The sequence below is a fragment of the Exiguobacterium sp. KKBO11 genome (assembly GCF_001644945.1).
In the GTDB taxonomy this organism is placed as follows: Bacteria; Bacillota; Bacilli; order Exiguobacteriales; family Exiguobacteriaceae; genus Exiguobacterium_A; species Exiguobacterium_A abrahamii.
Map to the genome: position 1 here is coordinate 70681 of NZ_LUCU01000055.1, position 19763 is coordinate 90443.

General features: G+C 46.0%; 18 protein-coding genes, 1 tRNA gene and 1 other annotated feature. Of the genes, 6 read left to right on the forward strand and 13 right to left on the reverse strand.

Features of this window, described 5'->3' with window-relative positions; genetic code table 11:
• Positions 1 to 4: 4 nt before the first annotated feature.
• From AYO36_RS14430 to AYO36_RS14450, 5 genes are all read right to left on the reverse strand, one after another.
• Positions 5 to 1174 (reverse strand): CDP-glycerol glycerophosphotransferase family protein, encoded by a 1170-nt coding sequence (locus AYO36_RS14430; RefSeq protein WP_064300884.1) that lies wholly within the window; start codon positions 1172 to 1174, stop codon positions 5 to 7.
• 62 nt (positions 1175 to 1236) lie between these two features.
• Positions 1237 to 2619, reverse strand: a complete 1383-nt coding sequence (locus AYO36_RS14435) for an aldehyde dehydrogenase (RefSeq protein ID WP_064300811.1) — start codon at positions 2617 to 2619, stop codon at positions 1237 to 1239.
• A gap of 101 nt (positions 2620 to 2720) precedes the next feature.
• Positions 2721 to 3428, reverse strand: a complete 708-nt coding sequence (gene deoD, locus AYO36_RS14440; RefSeq protein WP_023467244.1) for a purine-nucleoside phosphorylase — start codon at positions 3426 to 3428, stop codon at positions 2721 to 2723.
• 24 nt (positions 3429 to 3452) lie between these two features.
• Positions 3453 to 4157, reverse strand: coding sequence for a response regulator transcription factor (locus tag AYO36_RS14445; RefSeq protein ID WP_050678245.1), 705 nt, complete (start codon positions 4155 to 4157; stop codon positions 3453 to 3455).
• On the reverse strand, positions 4154 to 5917 hold the full coding sequence (locus AYO36_RS14450) for a sensor histidine kinase (protein WP_064300812.1): 1764 nt from the start codon (positions 5915 to 5917) through the stop codon (positions 4154 to 4156). The genes AYO36_RS14445 and AYO36_RS14450 overlap by 4 nt, the downstream gene beginning before the upstream one ends.
• Positions 5918 to 6114: 197 nt before the next feature.
• On the opposite strand from AYO36_RS14450, the gene AYO36_RS14455 reads away from it, so the two are divergent.
• A complete protein-coding gene (locus AYO36_RS14455; protein WP_064300813.1) occupies positions 6115 to 7407 on the forward strand; it encodes an NCS2 family permease in 1293 nt (430 codons plus the stop codon).
• Positions 7408 to 7464: 57 nt separating this feature from the next.
• On the opposite strand, the gene AYO36_RS14460 is transcribed toward AYO36_RS14455, so the two are convergent.
• A complete protein-coding gene (locus AYO36_RS14460; protein ID WP_064300814.1) occupies positions 7465 to 8745 on the reverse strand; it encodes an ABC transporter substrate-binding protein in 1281 nt (426 codons plus the stop codon).
• Between the two features lie 188 nt (positions 8746 to 8933).
• Here AYO36_RS14460 and AYO36_RS14465 point away from each other — a divergent pair, with 188 nt between their 5' ends.
• Positions 8934 to 10394: a potassium/proton antiporter gene (locus AYO36_RS14465; RefSeq protein WP_058703667.1), complete on the forward strand. Its 1461-nt coding sequence runs from the start codon at positions 8934 to 8936 to the stop codon at positions 10392 to 10394.
• Positions 10395 to 10453: 59 nt separating this feature from the next.
• Here the strand turns inward: AYO36_RS14465 and AYO36_RS14470 are convergent, their stop codons facing one another.
• The 5 genes from AYO36_RS14470 to AYO36_RS14490 all read right to left on the reverse strand — a co-directional run bounded on the left by AYO36_RS14470 (position 10454) and on the right by AYO36_RS14490 (position 14700).
• Complete coding sequence (locus AYO36_RS14470) at positions 10454 to 11089, reverse strand: DedA family protein (protein ID WP_064300815.1); 636 nt, start codon at positions 11087 to 11089, stop codon at positions 10454 to 10456.
• A 16-nt stretch (positions 11090 to 11105) separates the two neighbouring features.
• Positions 11106 to 11327: a hypothetical protein gene (locus AYO36_RS14475; RefSeq protein ID WP_058703665.1), complete on the reverse strand. Its 222-nt coding sequence runs from the start codon at positions 11325 to 11327 to the stop codon at positions 11106 to 11108.
• Between the two features lie 168 nt (positions 11328 to 11495).
• Positions 11496 to 12470: an aspartate--ammonia ligase gene (gene asnA / locus AYO36_RS14480; RefSeq protein ID WP_064300816.1), complete on the reverse strand. Its 975-nt coding sequence runs from the start codon at positions 12468 to 12470 to the stop codon at positions 11496 to 11498.
• 66 nt (positions 12471 to 12536) lie between these two features.
• Positions 12537 to 12784: a binding site (T-box leader), on the reverse strand.
• A gap of 144 nt (positions 12785 to 12928) precedes the next feature.
• Complete coding sequence (locus AYO36_RS14485; protein WP_058703664.1) at positions 12929 to 13816, reverse strand: carbohydrate ABC transporter permease; 888 nt, start codon at positions 13814 to 13816, stop codon at positions 12929 to 12931.
• Entirely contained in the window at positions 13813 to 14700 is an 888-nt protein-coding gene (locus tag AYO36_RS14490) for a carbohydrate ABC transporter permease (protein WP_023467232.1), read from the reverse strand. The genes AYO36_RS14485 and AYO36_RS14490 overlap by 4 nt, the downstream gene beginning before the upstream one ends.
• Positions 14701 to 14866: 166 nt before the next feature.
• Between AYO36_RS14490 and AYO36_RS14495 the strand changes: the two genes are divergently transcribed.
• Together AYO36_RS14495 and AYO36_RS14500 are read left to right on the forward strand one after the other, a co-directional pair.
• The gene (locus AYO36_RS14495; RefSeq protein ID WP_064300817.1) at positions 14867 to 16546 is read left to right on the forward strand and encodes a formate--tetrahydrofolate ligase; all 1680 of its coding nucleotides are present in this window, start codon (positions 14867 to 14869) and stop codon (positions 16544 to 16546) included.
• Between the two features lie 16 nt (positions 16547 to 16562).
• Positions 16563 to 17519, forward strand: coding sequence for an alpha/beta fold hydrolase (locus tag AYO36_RS14500; RefSeq protein WP_082202576.1), 957 nt, complete (start codon positions 16563 to 16565; stop codon positions 17517 to 17519).
• Positions 17520 to 17592: 73 nt separating this feature from the next.
• Here the strand turns inward: AYO36_RS14500 and AYO36_RS14505 are convergent, their stop codons facing one another.
• Together AYO36_RS14505 and AYO36_RS14510 are read right to left on the reverse strand one after the other, a co-directional pair.
• Positions 17593 to 18012 carry a hypothetical protein gene (locus AYO36_RS14505; RefSeq protein WP_023467229.1) on the reverse strand — a complete coding sequence of 140 codons (420 nt, stop codon included), beginning with the start codon at positions 18010 to 18012 and terminating at the stop codon, positions 17593 to 17595.
• Positions 18009 to 18554 (reverse strand): imm11 family protein, encoded by a 546-nt coding sequence (locus AYO36_RS14510; protein ID WP_231884727.1) that lies wholly within the window; start codon positions 18552 to 18554, stop codon positions 18009 to 18011. Before AYO36_RS14510 ends, AYO36_RS14505 begins: the two co-directional genes overlap by 4 nt.
• A gap of 169 nt (positions 18555 to 18723) precedes the next feature.
• Between AYO36_RS14510 and AYO36_RS14515 the strand changes: the two genes are divergently transcribed.
• Together AYO36_RS14515 and AYO36_RS14520 are read left to right on the forward strand one after the other, a co-directional pair.
• Positions 18724 to 18797, forward strand: a tRNA-Gly gene (locus tag AYO36_RS14515).
• Between the two features lie 152 nt (positions 18798 to 18949).
• Positions 18950 to 19759 carry an MBL fold metallo-hydrolase gene (locus AYO36_RS14520; RefSeq protein WP_058265756.1) on the forward strand — a complete coding sequence of 270 codons (810 nt, stop codon included), beginning with the start codon at positions 18950 to 18952 and terminating at the stop codon, positions 19757 to 19759.
• Positions 19760 to 19763 lie beyond the last annotated feature (4 nt).

A 19763-nucleotide genomic window follows, 5' to 3' on the forward strand; every position in this document is an offset into this window, starting at 1 on the left:
CCTTTTATCCGTAAATTCTCTTTATGATCGTCTTCATCGCCCGTTCTGAAGCCTGCCCATCATCCCATTGACAATACGTCTCTTGGAACGCTCGGAATGCTGACGCATACCGTGTGTGCCAATCATCCAACTGATTGAGTTCTTCAAATAGTGCTGTCTCAGTGGATAATAATGGTCCCGGTGCCTCCTGTTCAAAATCGAAGTAAAATCCGCGCAACTGATCGCGATAATGTTCTAAGTCATACGTATAGAATAAAATCGGACGCGATAAATGCGCAAAATCGAACATGACAGAAGAATAATCCGTGATCAAAGCGTCTGACGCCATATAGAGCTCCGCGATATCCGGGTAGTTCGATGCATTTCGAACGGATGGATAAGCAGTGACGTCGAGACGACTTCCGACTAAATAGTGCATTCGAATAAGCAGGACATATTCATCCCCGAATCGCTTTTCAAATTCCTCTAACGAAAAGGGCAGCTCAAATGAATATTTCCCTTGACCTTCGAACGCATTATCTCGCCAAGTAGGTGCATACAGCAAGACTTTTTTCGAAGAATCAATCTCATAGTGGCGATAAACCGTTTCTTTGATTTTAGCATGCCGTGCCTCTTGATAAAATATATCATTTCGAGGGTATCCAATTTCTAGCATCTCACCTTCAAAAGCAAATGCTCGCCGAAAGATTGAACTAGAGTAGGCATTCGGGGAAATTAAGCCGGACCATTTTGCAGTCTCTTGCTTAAATCCTTGTTTGTACCGCTCCGTCGTCGTATTCGCCATTTGGACATCATCCATATCAAGCGCGAGCTTTTTGAGCGGTGTGCCGTGCCATGTTTGGAGATAATACGTTTTTTTCGGTTTGATCAACCAACCCGGTAACCGACTATTTGATACCCAGACCCGTGACGTCGCGAGCAAATAAATCCAGCGAAACGTCAACCGATCTACCGTCTTGACGTCTCGTGGAAACGTAACACCTCGTTGTTTACTAAAAATCAACTCACATTCCGGGTGCATCGTACGCATCAATTCGTAGATGGCACGCGGACTGTCACTATATTGCTTTCCGAGAAAACTCTCGAAAAGGACTCGATTTGATTTTTGTGGCAACCACGTAAAGACTTTCATGATGGTTCGCAGACTGCGTTCAATCAAGCCTGTTCGTTTCATCCACTGTTTTACTTGATCTTTCAAGTGAAGAGCTCCTTCTTAAGTCAATTAATCACAGCTCATCATAACAAAAAGCGCATCCATTTGGAATTGCTATTTGTTCGCATGTAGCGGAAAGGTAAATCGAACGCCGTCGTGTTTTTGACGATTCCTTTACGATGGCTGAACGTCTCGAAACTATACTTGCCATGATATCCACCCATGCCACTCGCCCCGACTCCACCAAATGGTAGATGATGCTGTGCGACGTGCATCAATGTGTCATTGACACATCCGCCACCGAATGAAATCCGTTCAAGGATACGATGTTCGACGGCTTTGTTCTCTGTGAACAGATAAAGTGCAAGCGGTTTGTCACGATCATTGACGAACGCGATGACCTCTTCGATTTCACGGTAGGTCAATACCGGCAGGATCGGTCCGAAGATTTCGTCTTGCATCACTGGAGCATCCACCGCTACATTCGTCATGACGGTCGGCGCCATCTTACGCGTTTCCGGATCGACTTGTCCACCGAATTCGATCGTCCCTTGCGACAAGTAACTGCTGAGGCGATTCAGATGATCGTCCGATACGATTTTGACGTAGGATGAGACGCCGATGCCATTCCCGTACTGTTTGAAGGCTTCTTCTTCAATCAACTGCAAGAAACGTTCTTTGACGTCTTCATGGATCAATACGTAATCCGGGGCAATACATGTTTGTCCAGCATTCAGCCATTTTCCCCATGCGATCCGCTTCGCTGCTAGACGAAGATCCGCATCCTTGTGAACGATCGTCGGTGATTTCCCACCCAGTTCAAGTGTGACCGGTGTTAAATGCTTCGCCGCAGCCTGATGCACGATTTTTCCGACGCGTGTGGAACCCGTAAAGAAGATATAATCAAAACGTTCGTTTAATAAGGTGCTACTGACTTCAGCATCTCCTTCTATGACGATTCCGAATCGTTCATGGAATGCCGTTTCAAAGACTTCTCGTAATACACGAGAGACATTCGGTGTCAGCTCGGATGGTTTAAGGACGACCGTATTCCCCGCCGCAATCGCACCAATGACCGGAGCAAGTGCGAGCTGGAAAGGATAGTTCCATGGTGCGATGACAAGAACGTTGCCATAGGGTTCGTACTGGATTTCACTTTTTGAGCCGATATGCAGAAGCGGTGTTGCGACACGCTTCGGGCGTGCCAGTCGACGGAGTTGTCGCTCCATCCGTTGAATCTCTCCGTAGACGAAACCGATTTCCGTCGTAAAAGCATCATGCTGTCCTTTATTGAGATCTTGTTTTAATGCCTCATAGATCGCGGCTTCATGCGTTTCAATCGCTTGGCGTAAGAACGTCAGCATGCTTAAGCGAAAAGCTAGACTACGTGTTGCACCTGTTTGGAAAAAGTGACGCTGTGTCTCAAGGCGCTCTGAAAGCACTGTCTCTGTCATCGTTGTCTCCATCCGAAAATCTCCCCTTTAACTGATCTATAACACTGCCTTTATCTTACCATATCTCTTTTTCGACTATGAAAAAAGACGGAGAGGCTTCTCCGTCTTACTTCTTATAATTGAATCGCTGTTTCAAGCGCAACTTTCATCATATCGTTGAATGTCGTCTGACGCTCTTCCGATGTCGTTTCTTCACCTGTCAACAGATGATCTGAAATCGTCAGGATCGTCAGTGCGTTTACTTTATGTTTTGCTGCAAGTGTGTAAAGACCTGCCGCTTCCATCTCGATTGCGAGACATCCGAAATCCGCCCATTTTTTGAAGTGATGGAAATCATCTTGATAGAACTGATCCGTCGTGAAGATTTGACCGACTTTTGCATCGATACCTTGTTCTTTAGCTGCTGTATATGCTTTATGCAACAGATCAAAAGAAGCTGTCGGTGCGTAGTCTAGTCCATTAAAACGGACACGGTTCTGTGCCATGTCATGCGAAGCACTCATCGCGATGACGACGTCACGAACTTTAACGTCTGGAGTGATCCCACCGGCAGTTCCGACACGGATCAGGTTCTTCGCACCGTATGACTGAACGAGTTCGTTCGCATAGATCGACATCGATGGTACACCCATACCTGTTCCTTGAACCGAAACTTTTTTACCTTTGTAAGTACCTGTGAAGCCATACATGCCTCGAACTTCGTTATAAAGAACGACATCTTCTAAAAACGTCTCGGCGATGTATTTAGCACGTAACGGATCTCCTGGAAGTAAGACCGTTTCGGCGATTTGTCCTTCAGCTGCGTTAATGTGTACACTCATGTACGATTCCTCCTCGATAGTCGTTTAAATCGACAACAATTCACGAAACTCATTCGGCGTCATACCGAATTGTTTTTTGAACACTTTCCGAAAATACTTATCGTCCTGATACCCGACTTCAAGTGCGATTTCGTAGATGCGCGCTTCCGTCTCACTCAATAATTCCTTCGCCCGATTCAAGCGAATCGTTTGGATGTAATCAGATAAGTTAACGGAAAAACGCTGTTTGAAGCGTCGTGATATATACTCTCGGCTCAAGTAAAACCGTTCGCTCATGAATTGCAGTGTCAATTCTTCCGCATAATGCGTTTCGATGTATTTGGCGATTTGATCAATCGCTTCCCCTGATTCCACTACCGGATGGATACATTCCATCGCGCGGGACAAGGCATCATTGAGTACATCTGGATCAACCGGCTTCAATAAATAATCAAAGGATTGATGCAAAATAGCACGTCGCATATACGTATAATCATCATACCCTGTCAGCACGATCGTGACGACCTTTGGATGATGATTTTTTGTCCATTCTAGTAATGTTAGTCCGTCGAGTCCTGGCATTTCGACATCTGTCAGCATTAAATCGATCGTTCCAGTATCCAGTAATCGTTTCGCTTCTTCCCCATGTTCCGCCTCGTAAATATGTGAGACCTGCCAACTGTCCCATTCTCCGAGCAATTTGACCGCTTCCCGTACATGTTGTTCATCGTCTACGATCAACACGTTCATGCCAAGTCCCCCTTCTCATATGGAATCCGAATCACGATTTTGAATCCTCCCTCTACAGCTGAAGAAGAGAGCGTCATATTTGCTTGTTCTCCGTAAAAAATCAAGAGCCGTTCATAAATATTATGGAGACCAATCCCACTCGTCTCGAGATCTTCTGGGTTACGATGCATGCGCATTTTTCGATCAATCTCTTCAAGTCGTCCTGTTTCAAGAATGGCGCCGCTATTCTCGATTTGAATGATGAGACGTCCACCATCCGTCCGGACTTTGTAGGCGAGATAGTTTTCCGTCGCTGCTAATTGCTGTCGAAAGCCGTGTTTAAAGTAATTTTCAGCGAACGGTTGCAAGATCATCTTCGGCACTTCAATGTCATTGAGATGCCACGGGACGTCAACGATATAACGGAACCGTTCCGGAAAACGTTGCTGTTGCAAACGAATATACGCCTGAAGATGGTCAACTTCTTGTTTTAACGTTACGATCGTCTGCTCATTATTCATCGAATAACGCATCATTTGCGATAATCCGGTGATCGAGCGGTACGCAATCTTACGGTCCCCTTGTAACGTCGTCGTTCCGATGGATTGTAAGGCATTGAATAAGAAGTGCGGATTGAGCTGGGATTGTAATGCCCGTAGCTCATTCGTCCGATTTTCAAGTGCCAGTCGATAGTCCCGTTTGATTAAACGGTCAATCCGTTGAATCATGCGTTGGAACTGTCGATTGAGTAATCCAATCTCATCATTCGTCGTCGCAACGAATGGTGCTGATAAATCCCCTTGTTCGACTCGCCAGACGTTTGCTGTCAACTGTTTGATTGGTTTCGTGATCTGCATGGCAACGAGACTTGCGGAAATGATCATGACGAACAGTGAGACTAAACCAATCAAAACAAGAATCAATGCCGTTTCATTCGCCCCTTGGATGACTGACGCATACGGAATCCGTTTGACTAGTATGAGTGGAACTCCATTCGTCATCGTCTTCGAGTAGACGATGAACGATTTTCCGACACGTAAACTCCCACTCTGCCCAGTGAATTGATCGACCGGTAGTTCCATCTCTGCCCCAGTCTGTGCCAAAATATGTTGTTCTGTCATCAACCATAACGACTCTTCCGGATCATTCTCGAACAGTTTCAACTGTTGTTCAAATACACGGACTGGAATATCCACTGAAAGGAAGCCGAGCGGCTCATCTGTTTCGACACGATCAATGCGATAACGAAAACTAACGACTTGTTTCTCATCAAGAATCATCGTGTGGACATTATATGGTTCAATCGTGTGCGCTCCGTCAATCAACCAGCCACTTTTTTGTTTCATCAATCGAAAATAATCCGTTTCTTGCATCCAATCAAACGTTCCCCGACTCGTCGTTTTCATATTGTAGACCGAATACTCCGAATAACCATTTAAGATGACGAAATGTAACTGTTCGATATCCTGACGTGATAAAAACAGACCTAACATCGCCCGCGAAACGACTCCATCGGATTCGTCTAGTTCCTGATCTGCTCCGACGCGCATGATGTTCATCAACGAACGATTCGCATACAGACTTGTCGAGAGACGGCGGATATCCTCTATGTAATGGGTCACCTGTGTATTTCCCCGTGTCAACACGTTCAGGCTAGAACGTTCTGCCTGTTCAATGTTTTGGTGCCGCACATACAAGTAGGAAATCGATGTCGCGAGGGCTGTCGGAATCAAGATCGCCAGGACGACGAGACGAATCAAACGCGTCCGGATACTTTTCATAAAAGGCGCCCCCATCCTTTTTCTTGTAATCAATCGTATCATAACCTTGAATCCGCTTACATCATTTCCTGATATTCTCTTTCTTGATTCCTATAAAAAATTCTTTTTTGTTTCGACTTGATTCCGAATGAATTTTACTATAATATCATCAATGTTCGTTTTTTAATCAATTTGTTATGAAGGTGGTCCTTTTATCCATGTTTAAACTTGCCGCACATCAAACAACCGTAAAACGTGAAATCCAAGCTGGATTCGTGACGTTCATTACGATGGCATATATTCTGCTCGTCAATCCGACGATTTTAGCAGATGCCGGTATCCCCCAAGCCCAAGCTTTTTCTGCGACGATCATCGCGACATTGATCGGTACACTCCTGATGGGGCTGTATGCGAATCTACCAATCGCAGTCGCACCCGGAATGGGACTCAATGCGTATTTTACTTATACACTTGTCGTTGGTGAGAAGATTCCATATCAGACAGCACTCTCAGTTGTCTTCGTCGCTGGTGTCATTTTCTTATTGTTATCCCTCTCACCGATTCGTACGAAGCTGATTGAAATCATTCCGATGACATTAAAGCTTGCTATCACAGGTGGAATCGGTCTTTTCATTGCTTCACTCGGTCTCAAGATGTCAGGAATTCTCGTCGCTAGTGAAGATACACTCGTCACGATTGGCGCATTGACATCACCAGAAGCATTGATCACACTCATCGGACTATTAGTTGCAGCTATTTTGACGATCAAACGTGTACCAGGTGCTATTTTGTATGCCATGATCCTCGCTGGATTGATTGCATTCTTGACAGGTGAATTGAAGTTTTCCAATTCCTTCGTTGCGTTACCGACGTTACCAGAAGGATTGATCATCACGAATCCGTTCAACGCCATTCAAGACGTGTTCCAATACGGTCTGTTCAGCGGTGTCCTCTCCTTCGTTCTCGTGACGATGTTTGACACGACAGGTACGATGGTCGCTGTTGGAGAACAGGCTGGTTTGATTGAAGAAGATGGATCATTGAAAAACAGCGAACGTGCCCTATTATCTGATTCGACTGCGATGGTCGCTGGTTCATTGTTCGGAACGAGCCCAACAACCGCTTACGTAGAATCTGCAGCGGGTGTCGCTGCTGGTGGACGGACTGGACTCACGTCCGTGACGGTCGGAATTCTATTCGCATTATCGGCCGTCTTTGGACCGTTCGTTCAATCGATTTCGAGCGTTCCGGCAATCACTGCGCCAGCATTGATTTTAGTCGGTGCCTTCATGATTCAAAACATCAAACAGATTCCATGGGATGACTTCAGCGAAGCTTTCACGGCTTTCCTCGTCATCTTGATCATGCCATTATCCGGTAGCATCGCAACCGGTATCGCATTCGGTTTCATCGTCTATCCGATCATGAAAGCTATCCAAAAAGAGCGTGTCCATCCACTCATCTATGTGTTCGCGCTTCTCTTCTTCATCCAATTATTCTTCTTATCATAAAAAAACATGCCTATTCCGTCAGTTAATCGGAACAGGCATGTTTTTTTGAATCACTTCTTATTTTTTCATTTTATCCCATGTCTTCGTGAAGTCCTGCAGCATCTCATCAGCTGTTTTTTGCTTACCAACATATGCTTGCATAATCGCTCCGAACTCGTTTACAGCACCATCCGGATACTTGAACCAGTTCCATGAGATGGTTTTTCCGTCTTTCGAGTACGCTTGAATATCATCTGCAAGCGGTCCTAAATCCTTCGCTTCGATTGATTTGAAGGCAGGGATGAATTTAAATTTATTGACCATGTAGTCTTTTCCTGTGTCAGACGTCGCCATCCACTCGAGGAATTTTTTCGCTTCTGCTTTGTTCTTCGAGTTCTTATTGACGACCCAGTTGTTTGGTACGCCAACAGGAAGACGATCCATTTTTTCTTTATCATCATTGATTGGCATCGGGATGAAGCCCATGTTGATGTCCGGATTGACGTCCGTGATCAATTGTTGTGCCCAGTTCCCTTGTTGAAGCATCGCTGTCTTACCTTCAGCAAACTGAGAGACTTGTGTGTTGTAATCCGTCGTTAACGGATTTTTATTACCGTACTCAATCGTTAAATCAAATAGATTCATGAAATCCTTGAACTGTTTATTGTCCTCGAACTTCGCTTTTCCAGAGTTAAGATCCGCGATGAACTGATCTGGATCATCCTGCTGTGCAACCGGAATGTTCAAAAGGTGATTACCGAGAATCCACCACTCCCCGTACCCAATCGAGAATGGCGTCACTCCGTCTGCCTTCAGCTTCTTAGAAGCTTCCGTCAATTCAGTTAATGTTTTCGGAAGTTCCGTGATACCTGCTTTTTTGAAGATATCTTTATTGTAGATAAAGCCATAGCCCTCAAGGTTCATTGGCATACCATACAATTTACCATCGATCGTCATTGGCTCTTTTGATAGGTCCGTTAGATCACCGACCCACTTTTCATCTGACAAATCTTCTAACTTATCCTGCCATGTCTTTGCTTCCGTAAAGCCACCGTTATTAAAGACATCTGGTTCATTACCTGAAGCGAACTGTGATTTCAGAGCCGCGCCATAGTCCGATCCACCACCGACTGTTTGCACGACGACTTTCGTCCCGGTTTCCTTTTCATACGCTTTTGCCATCTTTTCCATGTCTTTTGCGATTTCAGCCTTGAATTGGAATACGTTGAGCGTCTTACCGTCTTTTGAACCACTATCTTTCGAGTCATCGCTATTCAATGTACCGCCACCACATGCTGCCAAAGCGACGACCATCGCCGTCGTGACGACAGGTAATGCTGCCCATCTTCTTTTACGCATTCGGATTCCCTCCCTGATTTCGTTTCATTTCGTGCTACATCTTCACAATAAATGAAAACGCTTGCAATGAAGAGAGAGAAAGTTGTCCGGTGTGGTGGAAAATATTGAACAATCGTTATCCGAGTCTTTTCGTCGGAATTGTTGTATCATGAAACTAGAGATTCTTTTATGAATAGGAGTTTGATGCCATGTCCTTGCAACTCACGATTTTATTGATTGGTATATTGCTGTTTGCCGCCGTCTGGACGACGAAGTTATCAAGTCGTCTGAATATTCCTGCTCTACTGATTTTTATCGCTCTTGGTATGATTGCCGGAAGCGACATTACGGGGTTCATTCGTTTTGACGATGCAGAACTGGCTCAGCTTCTTGGAACTGTCGCCCTCATCATCATCTTATTCGAAGGTGGTCTGCAAACGGTTTGGAAGGAAGTGCGTCATGAATTAGCCCCTTCCCTCTCGCTTGCGACGTTCGGGGTCTTCATCGCTACATCCATCGTTGCCGTTGCTTCCCATTATATTCTGGGCTTCAGTTGGGCGAATGCTTTTTTACTCGGGGCAATCGTTGGTTCGACGGATGCCGCTGCTATCTTTTCTGTCTTGAGTGGTCAGCCGATTCGACGGAAAGTCGGATCAACACTCGAAGTCGAGTCCGGTACGAATGACCCGATGGCCGTCTTTTTGACTGTCTTGTTCCTTGAGTTCGTAACAAACCCTGAAGAAGCATCACTCTTATCGGGACTTGGATCACTCGTTTGGGAAATGGCGATGGGACTTCTGATTGGTTTGTTCATCGGATGGGCAGCTTCGACCTTGATCAATCGGATCGATTTGTCCTCTTCTAGCTTTTATCCGATCATGCTCATGTCGTTTGCTTTCCTGTCTTTCGGTTTAGCTGATACGTTCCATGCCAGTGGATTTTTAGCCGTTTATGTCACAGCGATCTACATCAGTAATCATGAACTCGTCTACCGACAGACACTCGTTCGTTTTACGATGAGTATGGCGCATCTTGCCCAAATCGGAATGTTCATCGTGCTCGGTCTGCTCGTCTTTCCGAAACAATTGCTCGATGTCCAGGTCATCCTGTCTTCCATTGCGTTGGCGCTGATCTTAATTTTCATCGCTCGTCCTTTGTCAGTCTGGGTGAGTCTTCTTCCGTTTCGTTATTCGTGGCAAGAGAAGGTCTTCATTTCTTTTGCTGGTCTAAAAGGAGCGGTACCGATCATTCTCGCGACATATCCTCTCGTTGCGGATATCGAGAATGCATCGATGATCTTCAATATCGTGTTTTTCACAGTCTTATTATCAACGCTAATTCAAGGAAGTATGTTGACGTTCCTTTCTGAGCGGTTACGACTGAACGAAACACAGACTACTGCTATCCATACCGTCATTGAATTCATGTCAATCGGTAAACCGAATGCGGAAATCATTGAATTGACGTTACCGATGTCCCATCCATTCATTGGAACGACGATCTCAGAGATTGATTTGCCTCAGGAATTTTTGATCACGGCCATCATCCGTGATGATCAAATCATTACACCACGTGGGGACACTGCCCTAGAAGGCAATGATCAGTTACTACTCCTTACCCCAAAACATCGGATCAAGACACTGAAGCGATTCCTGTTTCCTCCCGCTTGATCTGTTCATGAAACAACGCAGTGGATCCTGAAGATCCACTGCGTTGTTTTTTTATATATTCATGAATCTTGTTGTTTCGTTTGAGCGTCTTGCTTCTGTTCTTTACGCTTCGCTTTAGCACGACGATAGAGAACGTATCCACCAAGAATCACGACGATTCCACCTAAGATCCACCATAACTCCTGTTCTAATCCTTTTAGCATGGATTCAGCACGTTCTACTCCGAATCGTTCACCGACCCAGATGTAAAAGAAGGAAACCGGAAAAAGTCCAATACTTGAAGCGAGTAAATAGCGTTTGAACGAAAGACCAAACAAACCACACGGAATCGAGACGACCGAGCGCACGACGGGGAAAAAGCGGCCGAACAAAGCAGACCATGTTCCGTATTTCCCGACGATGCGCTCCCCTTGCTCAATTTCTTTTTCTTTAATCAGTAACCATTTGCCGTACCGGATAAGTATCGGACGACCTGCATAACGACCTAGAAGATAAAAGACCGTCGCGCCCATCAGACTTCCTAAAAAACCGACCAGAACAGCAGCTGTCCAGCTGACCGTTCCGTTCGACACATATAGACCGAGCAACGGTAAGCCCACTTCTGCCGGAATCAATTCTGTTCCAAGACCAACGATCATAATTCCTAAAAACAGCCAGAGATTGGATTCTCCGGCTGAAAACAACCATTCCAACATACGGGTAACCCTCCGTTCATCCTCTCGCTGGACGGAGGAGATAATAAATGATGACGACTAACGTCGTCCAGACGCCTGTGAAGATTCCGATAATCCCGACAATGAAGAAACCGAGTGCAACGATTGAGCCTGTCTGTTTATAATCCCGCCACATTGTCCGTAATCCTTTAATGTTGAACCAAAGGAATACGAGGAATAATACAGGGATGAGTAATCCTACGATCAATAAAGAAGACATGTCTTCACCTCTTTCTTATTTATTGTTATCCCCATTCTATCAGGAATCGACACGTCTTTCCTCCGCCTGAGGTCTTACGAACCTAAAAAAAAGAACACGCTTCTGAATCGAAGCATGCCCTTTGCTTTATAAAACATCCTGTTTTGACGCTTTCTTACTATATATATGTCAGAGCAATTGGATGCCTTCCGCTTGGAGACTTTTACGCGTCTCTTCTGACCAGACAGAAGCTTGGACTTCACCGATGTGACGTTTTTTCAATAAGAACATCGCCATACGGGATTGACCGATTCCTCCACCCATCGTTAACGGTAGACGCTCTTCGAGCACACCTTGATGGAACGGGAATGCCAATTTATCCTCTTCTTGAGCAATCGCTGTCTGTTTTAAAAGTGCTTCACGATCAACGCGAATTCCCATTGAAGACAATTCGAATGCTCCGATTTCTGGGTGGTGTACTAAAATGTCACCGTTGAGTGTCCAGTCATCGTAGTCAGCCGCTCGACCATCGTGCTTCTCACCTGAAGCCAGTGCGCCACCGATTTGCATGAGGAAAACAGCACCATATGCTTTCGTGACTTCTGTTTCACGTTCTTTCGTCGAAAGTGTCGGATACGCATCTTCTAGTTCTTGTGTCGTCATGAAATGAATCGTTTCCGGTAAGATCGCTGAAATACCATACTCCGCTTCTACTTCTTGTTCGACTTGGCGAATCGTTGCATAGATCGCTTGTACCGTTTCTTGTAAATAAGCACTCGTCCGTTGTTCTTTCGTAATGATCCGTTCCCAATCCCACTGATCGACGTGAATGGAGTGTGTCGCATCCAGCATCTCATCGCGACGAATCGCATGCATCAACGTGTATAATCCTTCTCCTGCTTCAAATCCGTACGTATGAAGCGCTTGACGCTTCCATTTCGCAAGGGATTGTACGATTTCAAGATCTGCTGTGTGGTCCAAGGCATCGAAGCGAATGATGCGCTCTACGCCGTTTAGATGATCGTTGACACCGAGTGTGCTTTCTACGAACAATGGTGCTTCGACACGTGTCAATCCGAGTGTCGTCGAAAAGCGTTCTTCAAAGCGTTTCTTTACGAGTGTGATCGCTTCCTGTGTGTGTTTCATCGATACGAGTGTTGTCATGGTGGTGTTCCTCCTCAATTGTGTTTTGAAAAAGAAGCCATAAAAAAGAGCCCTTCTTTCCCAAGAATATGGGACGAAAGACTCGGTTCCGCGGTACCACCCATGTTAGCAACGATGTTGCTCACTCAAAAGACGAATCACTTCATCTTCGGCCATATGATAACGGACAGGCAACTCCGGCTACGCCTACTGACATTCGGGTTCGGGTAGCGACTCCGGGAGGTTCTTCGCATCTTGCTTCCGACTGGGCTCTCACCATCCCCAGCTCGCTATACGGTCGTACAAGGTGTTACTCTTCCCTTCAACGTCGTTGTTACAATTGAATTGAGAACATCGTACAACAGGTCGCAAGTGTTTGAAAAGACTTTTTTTCAAAAAAAATAAAAGTTGTCAGATTAATCTGACGTGTGAATCATGAAAAAAGCGTTCTCGCAGAAGCGAGAACGCGCTTACAAAAATTATTTGATGGATCCACTTGTAATTCCTTGAATGATCTGTTTTTGCAAGGCAAAGAAGAACAACAATAACGGAATGATCCCGAGGACGAGTCCGGCAAGTGCTAAGTCCCACTGCTTCGTATACTGACCGAAGAAATAGAACGTCGCAAGTGGAATCGTCCGTAAATCGACGTCTCGTAACATCAGCGATGGCAGTAGGAAATCGTTCCAAATCCAAAGCGTGTTCAAGATGATGATCGTCACCGTGATGGGCTTGAGTAATGGGAACACGATGCGCCAGAACACACCCCATTGTGAACAACCATCAATGATGGCCGCCTCCTCGATTTCTTCAGGAATCGACTTCATGAATCCATGGTATAAGAAGATTGATAATCCAGATCCAAAACCAAGGTACATCAGAATCAATCCCCAATAACTGTTCTGCAATCCGAGATCACCAGACAGTTTTGATAAGGGAATCATGATTGACTGGAATGGAATGATCATCGCGGCAACAAATAAGAAAAAGATGATCGTCGACAAGCGTGTTTTCGTCCGGACGAGTTTCCAAGCTGCCATCGAACAAAAGATGATGATGACCGCGTTAGCGCCGACTGTAATGATGACGGAGTTTAAAAAGACTTTTCCGAAGTTCATGGCTTCCCATGCTTCTGAATAGTTGGACGTCATCCATTCCTTTGGTAGGCCAGATGTATTCGTAAAGATATCTCCCTGCGTCTTGAATGAATTCGAGACGACGTAATAAAACGGAATCATATACAGAAGCCCCATCAATAAGGCTGCTAGTTCGACTGTTCCAAGACGGAATGAATAACGACCTCTCGTCTTTTTAGAGCGCTTCGGTTTCTCCTCTTGCGGAGTGGGTAACGGTTGTGCCGTACTCATGCTTCCACCTCCCGTTTTTTCGTCAGATAGACTTGAGTGACTGTAATCGCCGCAACGACAACGAAGAAGATGATTGCCTTCGCTGACCCGAGTCCAAGATTATTGTTCGTAAACGATTCCTTGTAAATGTTTAAAGCAAGCATTTCGGTCGATTTGAATGGTCCACCATTCGTTAGCGATAAGTTCGTATCGAATAACTTGAAGGACCATGAAATCGTCAAGAACAAACAGATCGTGACCGACGGCATGATTAGTGGCAACGTAATGTTCCGTAACGTCGAGAGACGATTGGCACCATCGATTTTTGCTGCTTCAATCAGCTCTTGTGGCACGTTTTGTAGAGCTGCGATATAGATGACCATGATGTAACCGCCACCTTGCCAAATCGAAACGATAACGATACCCCAGAATCCTGTCCGGGCATCTCCTAACCATGGAAGTTCAAATATACTCCACCCTGTCAATTCACCAATCGATGCGAAGCCTTTGACATAGATGAACTGCCAAACGAACCCGAGGATCAACCCACCGATCAAGTTCGGCATGAAGAAAATCGTTCGTAAGAAATTACGCGTGCGAATATTTTGTGTCAATAAGAACGCCAAGATGAAACCGACGACATTCGTTAAGATGACGGCGACGACCGTATATTTCGTCGTCAACCAAAATGACTGCTGGAACTGCTCGTCACTCGTAAAGAGACGGACATAGTTATCAAAGCCGATCCAATTTAATTCTCCGGTTACACCGTTCCAATCCGTGAACGAATACATGACGCCATTGAAAAACGGTACAAGCACGATCACTGCGAATACAAGAAAGACCGGTCCGACGAAGAGCCAAAAATCAAGACCGCGTTTCCACTTCTTTTGTCCAGATGTCATTGTTTCATCCCTCCTCCACTCTACAGTACGTCTTTCTCCAACACTTGAACACGTCACCATTTGACCCATTGGGTGGAAAATATTGAACGTTTTCCTTTGGCGCGTTCGCATCAGATAGGCTACTATTAGAAAAAAGAGAGATCCAATCAAAGAGGGAGTCGATACCATGGAAAAGACCATTCGTTCGGACTTAGAAATCGCACAACAAACCGTCTTACGCCCGATTCGAGAAATTGCAGACCGGATCGGTTTGCAAGAAGAGGATTTTGATACGTACGGAAAGTATAAAGCGAAGTTGACAGACGGACTGTTGAACCGATTGGCAACGAAATCTGACGGTAAACTGATTCTTGTCACTGCCATCAATCCGACAGCCGCCGGTGAAGGAAAATCAACTGTCACTGTCGGACTCGGACAGGCGTTGCATCGGGCAAAACATAAGACGATGATTTGTTTACGGGAACCCTCACTCGGTCCAACGATGGGCTTAAAAGGTGGCGCGTGTGGTGGTGGCTATAGCCAAGTCCTACCGATGGAAGAGATCAATCTGCATTTCACAGGCGATATGCATGCGATCACATCTGCTCATAATACAATCAGTGCTTTGCTCGACAATCACCTGCATCAAGGTAACATCCTTGGCATCGATCCGCGTCGTATCGTCTGGAAACGCGTTCTTGATTTGAATGACCGTGCCTTGCGCCAAGTCACGATTGGTCTCGGTGGTCCTGCTCATGGCGTACCGCGTCAAGATGGGTTCGATATCACGGTCGCTTCCGAGATCATGGCGGTCCTCTGTCTAGCAGACTCTATCACGGATCTCGAACGACGCTTGAGCCGCATCGTCGTCGCGTATACGTACGATCAACAGCCGGTTACGGTCAAAGATATTCAGGCGTCAGGAGCTGCGACGTTGCTTCTAAAAGATGCGTTTCGTCCGAACCTCGTTCAAACCGTCGAAGGAACACCGGCACTGATTCACGGTGGACCGTTCGCGAACATCGCACATGGTTGTAACTCTTTGATTGCAACGCAAACTGCACTGAAGCTAAGCGATTACGTTGTCACAGAAGCAGGATTCGGAGCCGATTTAGGTGCCGAAAAGTTCTTCAACATCAAATCACGGATTGGCGGACTCCACCCGGATGCCGTCGTTATCGTCGCTACGGTTCGTGCCTTGAAGATGCACGGAGGTGTAGACAAAACGCAACTCAGCGAAGAAAATCTCGCTGCTTTAACAGATGGTCTTGCGTTACTTGAAAAACACGTCGAGACGATGAGTCTGTTCGGCGTCCCTGCCGTTGTTGCCTTGAACCGTTTCTTCACCGACACGGAAGCAGAACGGAACATGATCCTAGAATGGTGTCAGGATCGTAATATTCGCGTCGCGGAAAGTGAAGTCTTCAGTAAAGGGGGGGCTGGCGGTGAAGCACTCGTCACGGAAGTCATGCAAGCTCTTGAGGAACCGAGCCAGTTCCGCCCTCTGTATCCTGACGTCTTACCGCTTCGTCAAAAGATCGAGCGTATCGCAAAGCGTGTCTACGGTGCAGCCGACGTTCATTTTGAAGACAAAGCACTCCGCGAACTCGAACGGTGTACGGAGATGGGGTTGAATGAGTTACCGATTTGTATGGCAAAAACACCATTTTCTTTAACCGATGACCCTGCTCGTTATGGTCGTGTCGAAGACTTCACGATCACGGTCCGCGAAATCCGACCATCGGTTGGTGCAGGGTTCATCGTTGCATTGACTGGGAATGTATTAACGATGCCAGGATTACCCGCAGTTCCCGCCGCCTTCCACATGGGCGTTTCGGAAGACGGACAGGTATTCGGACTTTCTTGATGAGAGGATGAGTTACATGACGATTGATCATTCACATTGGATAGCCTCTGACGGCTATACTACGACATTGCATAGCCTCGAAGCCCATGACCCTAAAGGAGTCGTGATCGTCTTTCACGGGATGATGGAGCATGGCGCACGGTATGAGGAATTCGCAGAATTCCTCTATGCTCATCATTACCACACGATCATCGCAGACTTACGCTGTTTCGGAACCCGAGCAGCACAGCTCGGAACGCTCGGACACCTCGAGCCGAATCAAGGGTTTAAACAATTGATGCAGGACGCAGAAGAACTCGTCTCTGACATCAAAGAGCGTTATCCGACATTGCCGGTGTTCATTTTTGGTCATAGTTTTGGTTCGTTGATCGCTCGCCGGATTGGTCAAACACTCGGTCATACAGTAGCTGGAATCATCGCGAGTGGCCCTCCGACTAGCACAGGCTTACTCGGTGATGTCAGCCAAAAACTCGTCGAACGTCAAATCCATCAGCTGTCAGCAACACACCCTGCTGAGCGGTTCGGACAACTCGTGTTCGGGCGGTATAACTTACGCTTCTTCCCAGCACTTTCTAAAAATGCTTGGCTCTCTTCGGATCCTCAATCCGTCATGCGCTATGATGCAGATCCATTGTCCGGTCAAACGGTCACGCTTGGGTTCTTCCACGAACTCTTGCATGCAACGAAGCTCGTCAACGCACTTGCTTCCGTCTATCAGCATCCACGTCACTTACCCCTCTTATTGCTTGCTGGTGGGGATGACGCGGTCGCGTTCGATGGAAAAGGTATCCATCATCTATTTGACATGTATAATCGTGTTCGTGTCGATGCTGTACAGCTGACGATTTATCGAGGGTTACGTCATGAGCTCTTCCATGAGTTTGAACGCATCCGCGTTTTTGCCGATATCGCGAGCTGGTTGAATAAGCAAGTCAACCCTGCAGCTAAACAGTCATCTTCCCGTTCTTCTTAAGCCACACCGATCAATATAAAAAAAGGCAGCGGATCCTTGCGATCCGCTGCCTTTTGCACTTCTATCGTATCCTTCATTGAATCCAAGTCAGTGAAGAAATCATTGCTTCGATTTCCTCGATTTCAAGCGTCTCGCGTTCAGCAGAGTACGTCAATAAGACTAACCGTTCCCCGTCCGAATACGCGTAGATCCGTAAGAAGATATCTTCTTCTTTCCCATCTACCGCAAGCAATGCTTCTTTTGTTGAATTACGACGGACTTCAAGTGCTCCTGTTAGTTCGATGCCGAACTCTTCCACCAACAGGTTGATTTCTTGTTCCGCCGCCTCATACGGTGTCAATTCTTCTGAATCGGACTCATAAATGGATAATTGGAGCGTTCCCATTGCATTTTCATCCGTCGAATAAAAACTAACATATGTCTCTTCTTCTTGATATTCGAATACCTTTGGATATTCTAGCGTGATCCAATGATCGACTGTGTACTGTTTCATTTGAATTCCTCCATTCGTTGTATCTCTTCAAAGCGGATACCCGTCACAGCCATACGCTCGAATTGGCGAGCGAGTTGAGCAGATACGAACATGCGATGCGTGCGTTCATCTCGCATAAGATGATGCGGACAAACCGAATCGCTGATTCGTCGCTCTGTCAAAAAATAGACACGTCGTCTCGGTACCAGACGGAATACATCCGTCGTATGTAGATGTTCGATCCGACTGACAGATAAGAGATTGAGAAGATAGTACGGAACCACTCCGTCCTTCGTCTCAAGATGTACCTTGAGACATTGTACAGAAAAAGGCGCGTATGCTGCAATGACGCGTTGCACACGTTCCGAGACGAGCGGCAGATCGAATGTGTTTGGAAGGACATCCGGTAGCAAATCCGCATCTTGATTGATGGAAAAAGCAAGTACACCTACGTTATGGAACCACTCTCCTATCAATAAGCGATGACGATCGAATTGGTGGTGACAAATCGCTTCCCATCCTTTTCCCATCGATTGTTCGCTCCAAACTCGCACTTCATTCACCAGACACTCTCTCCTCTACCCAACTTTACCCATATTGCAAATCAAGATTACCATTGGAAACGATTAACTAGTATTATTGTACACCGAATCTTAAAAGAAATTGCTTTTTTTCATAAAAGTTATGGAAATGCTCTCTTTGCTATGCTACTATATTTCATGTAGCCGATACGCGGGTGTAGTTTAATGGTAAAACCTCAGCCTTCCAAGCTGATGACGAGAGTTCGATTCTCTTCACCCGCTCCAATTATGACATAACATAGGTCTAGGACCATTTCCCTCTAGAGGGCAGGCGACTCGCGACGTGCGAGTCGTCTTTTTTATTGATTCTGCTGATGATTCCAACGAATTTATGGGTATACAACGATATAGATAGAGATTCGTAAAGGAGGATTCGTATGATTCAGATGAAAATGCCCGGCGTGACGATTTATCAAAGTACACTCATGAAAACGACTTCGACATTAATCGAGACGCCTGATTGTCTGATCGTCGTCGACCCTGGCTGGCTTCCCGATGAGATTGCAACGATTCGTCGAGACGTCGAAATCGTGCGTCGCGAACGACCATTATACGTCGTCTATACGCATGCCCATTTCGATCATATTTTAGGTGCCTATGCCTTTACGGATGCCATCGTCATCGCTTCGAAACCGTTCATCGATGTCGACCGACAAGAAGCGCTAAAAGCCGTCCAAGATTTTAATGATGAGTTCTATATCGATTCTCCCGTCCTTTTCCCAGACGTGACACATGTCATCCATGAGTCTGAGACGATATTGACGATCGGACAAACGAAGTTAATCTTCTTTTTAACGCCCGGTCATGAAGCGACTCACCTTTCCTTCATCGTCATGCCACTTCACTTGTTAGTCTGCGGCGACTATGCTTCAGACGTTGAAATCCCCTTGATCGAACACGATTCCTCTGAGTATTTGACGACGCTCGAGTTACTCGAGTCGTTCATTTATGAATATGAAGTCAAACTCTTGATTCCCGGACACGGTCACATTTGTGATGTCCGAACAGAGATGATCGAACGACTTCATCAGAGCTATGACTATATTCTTGCCCTCCGTGCCGGAAAAGAATCCGACTGGGCTCCGTCTTGGCAAACGACCCCTTTTATGAAACGTCTGCATGAAAAAAATAAGCGACAAGTCAAAAAAGAACAAGAAGAACGATTAGCCCGACGCCATTATGATTAACTTC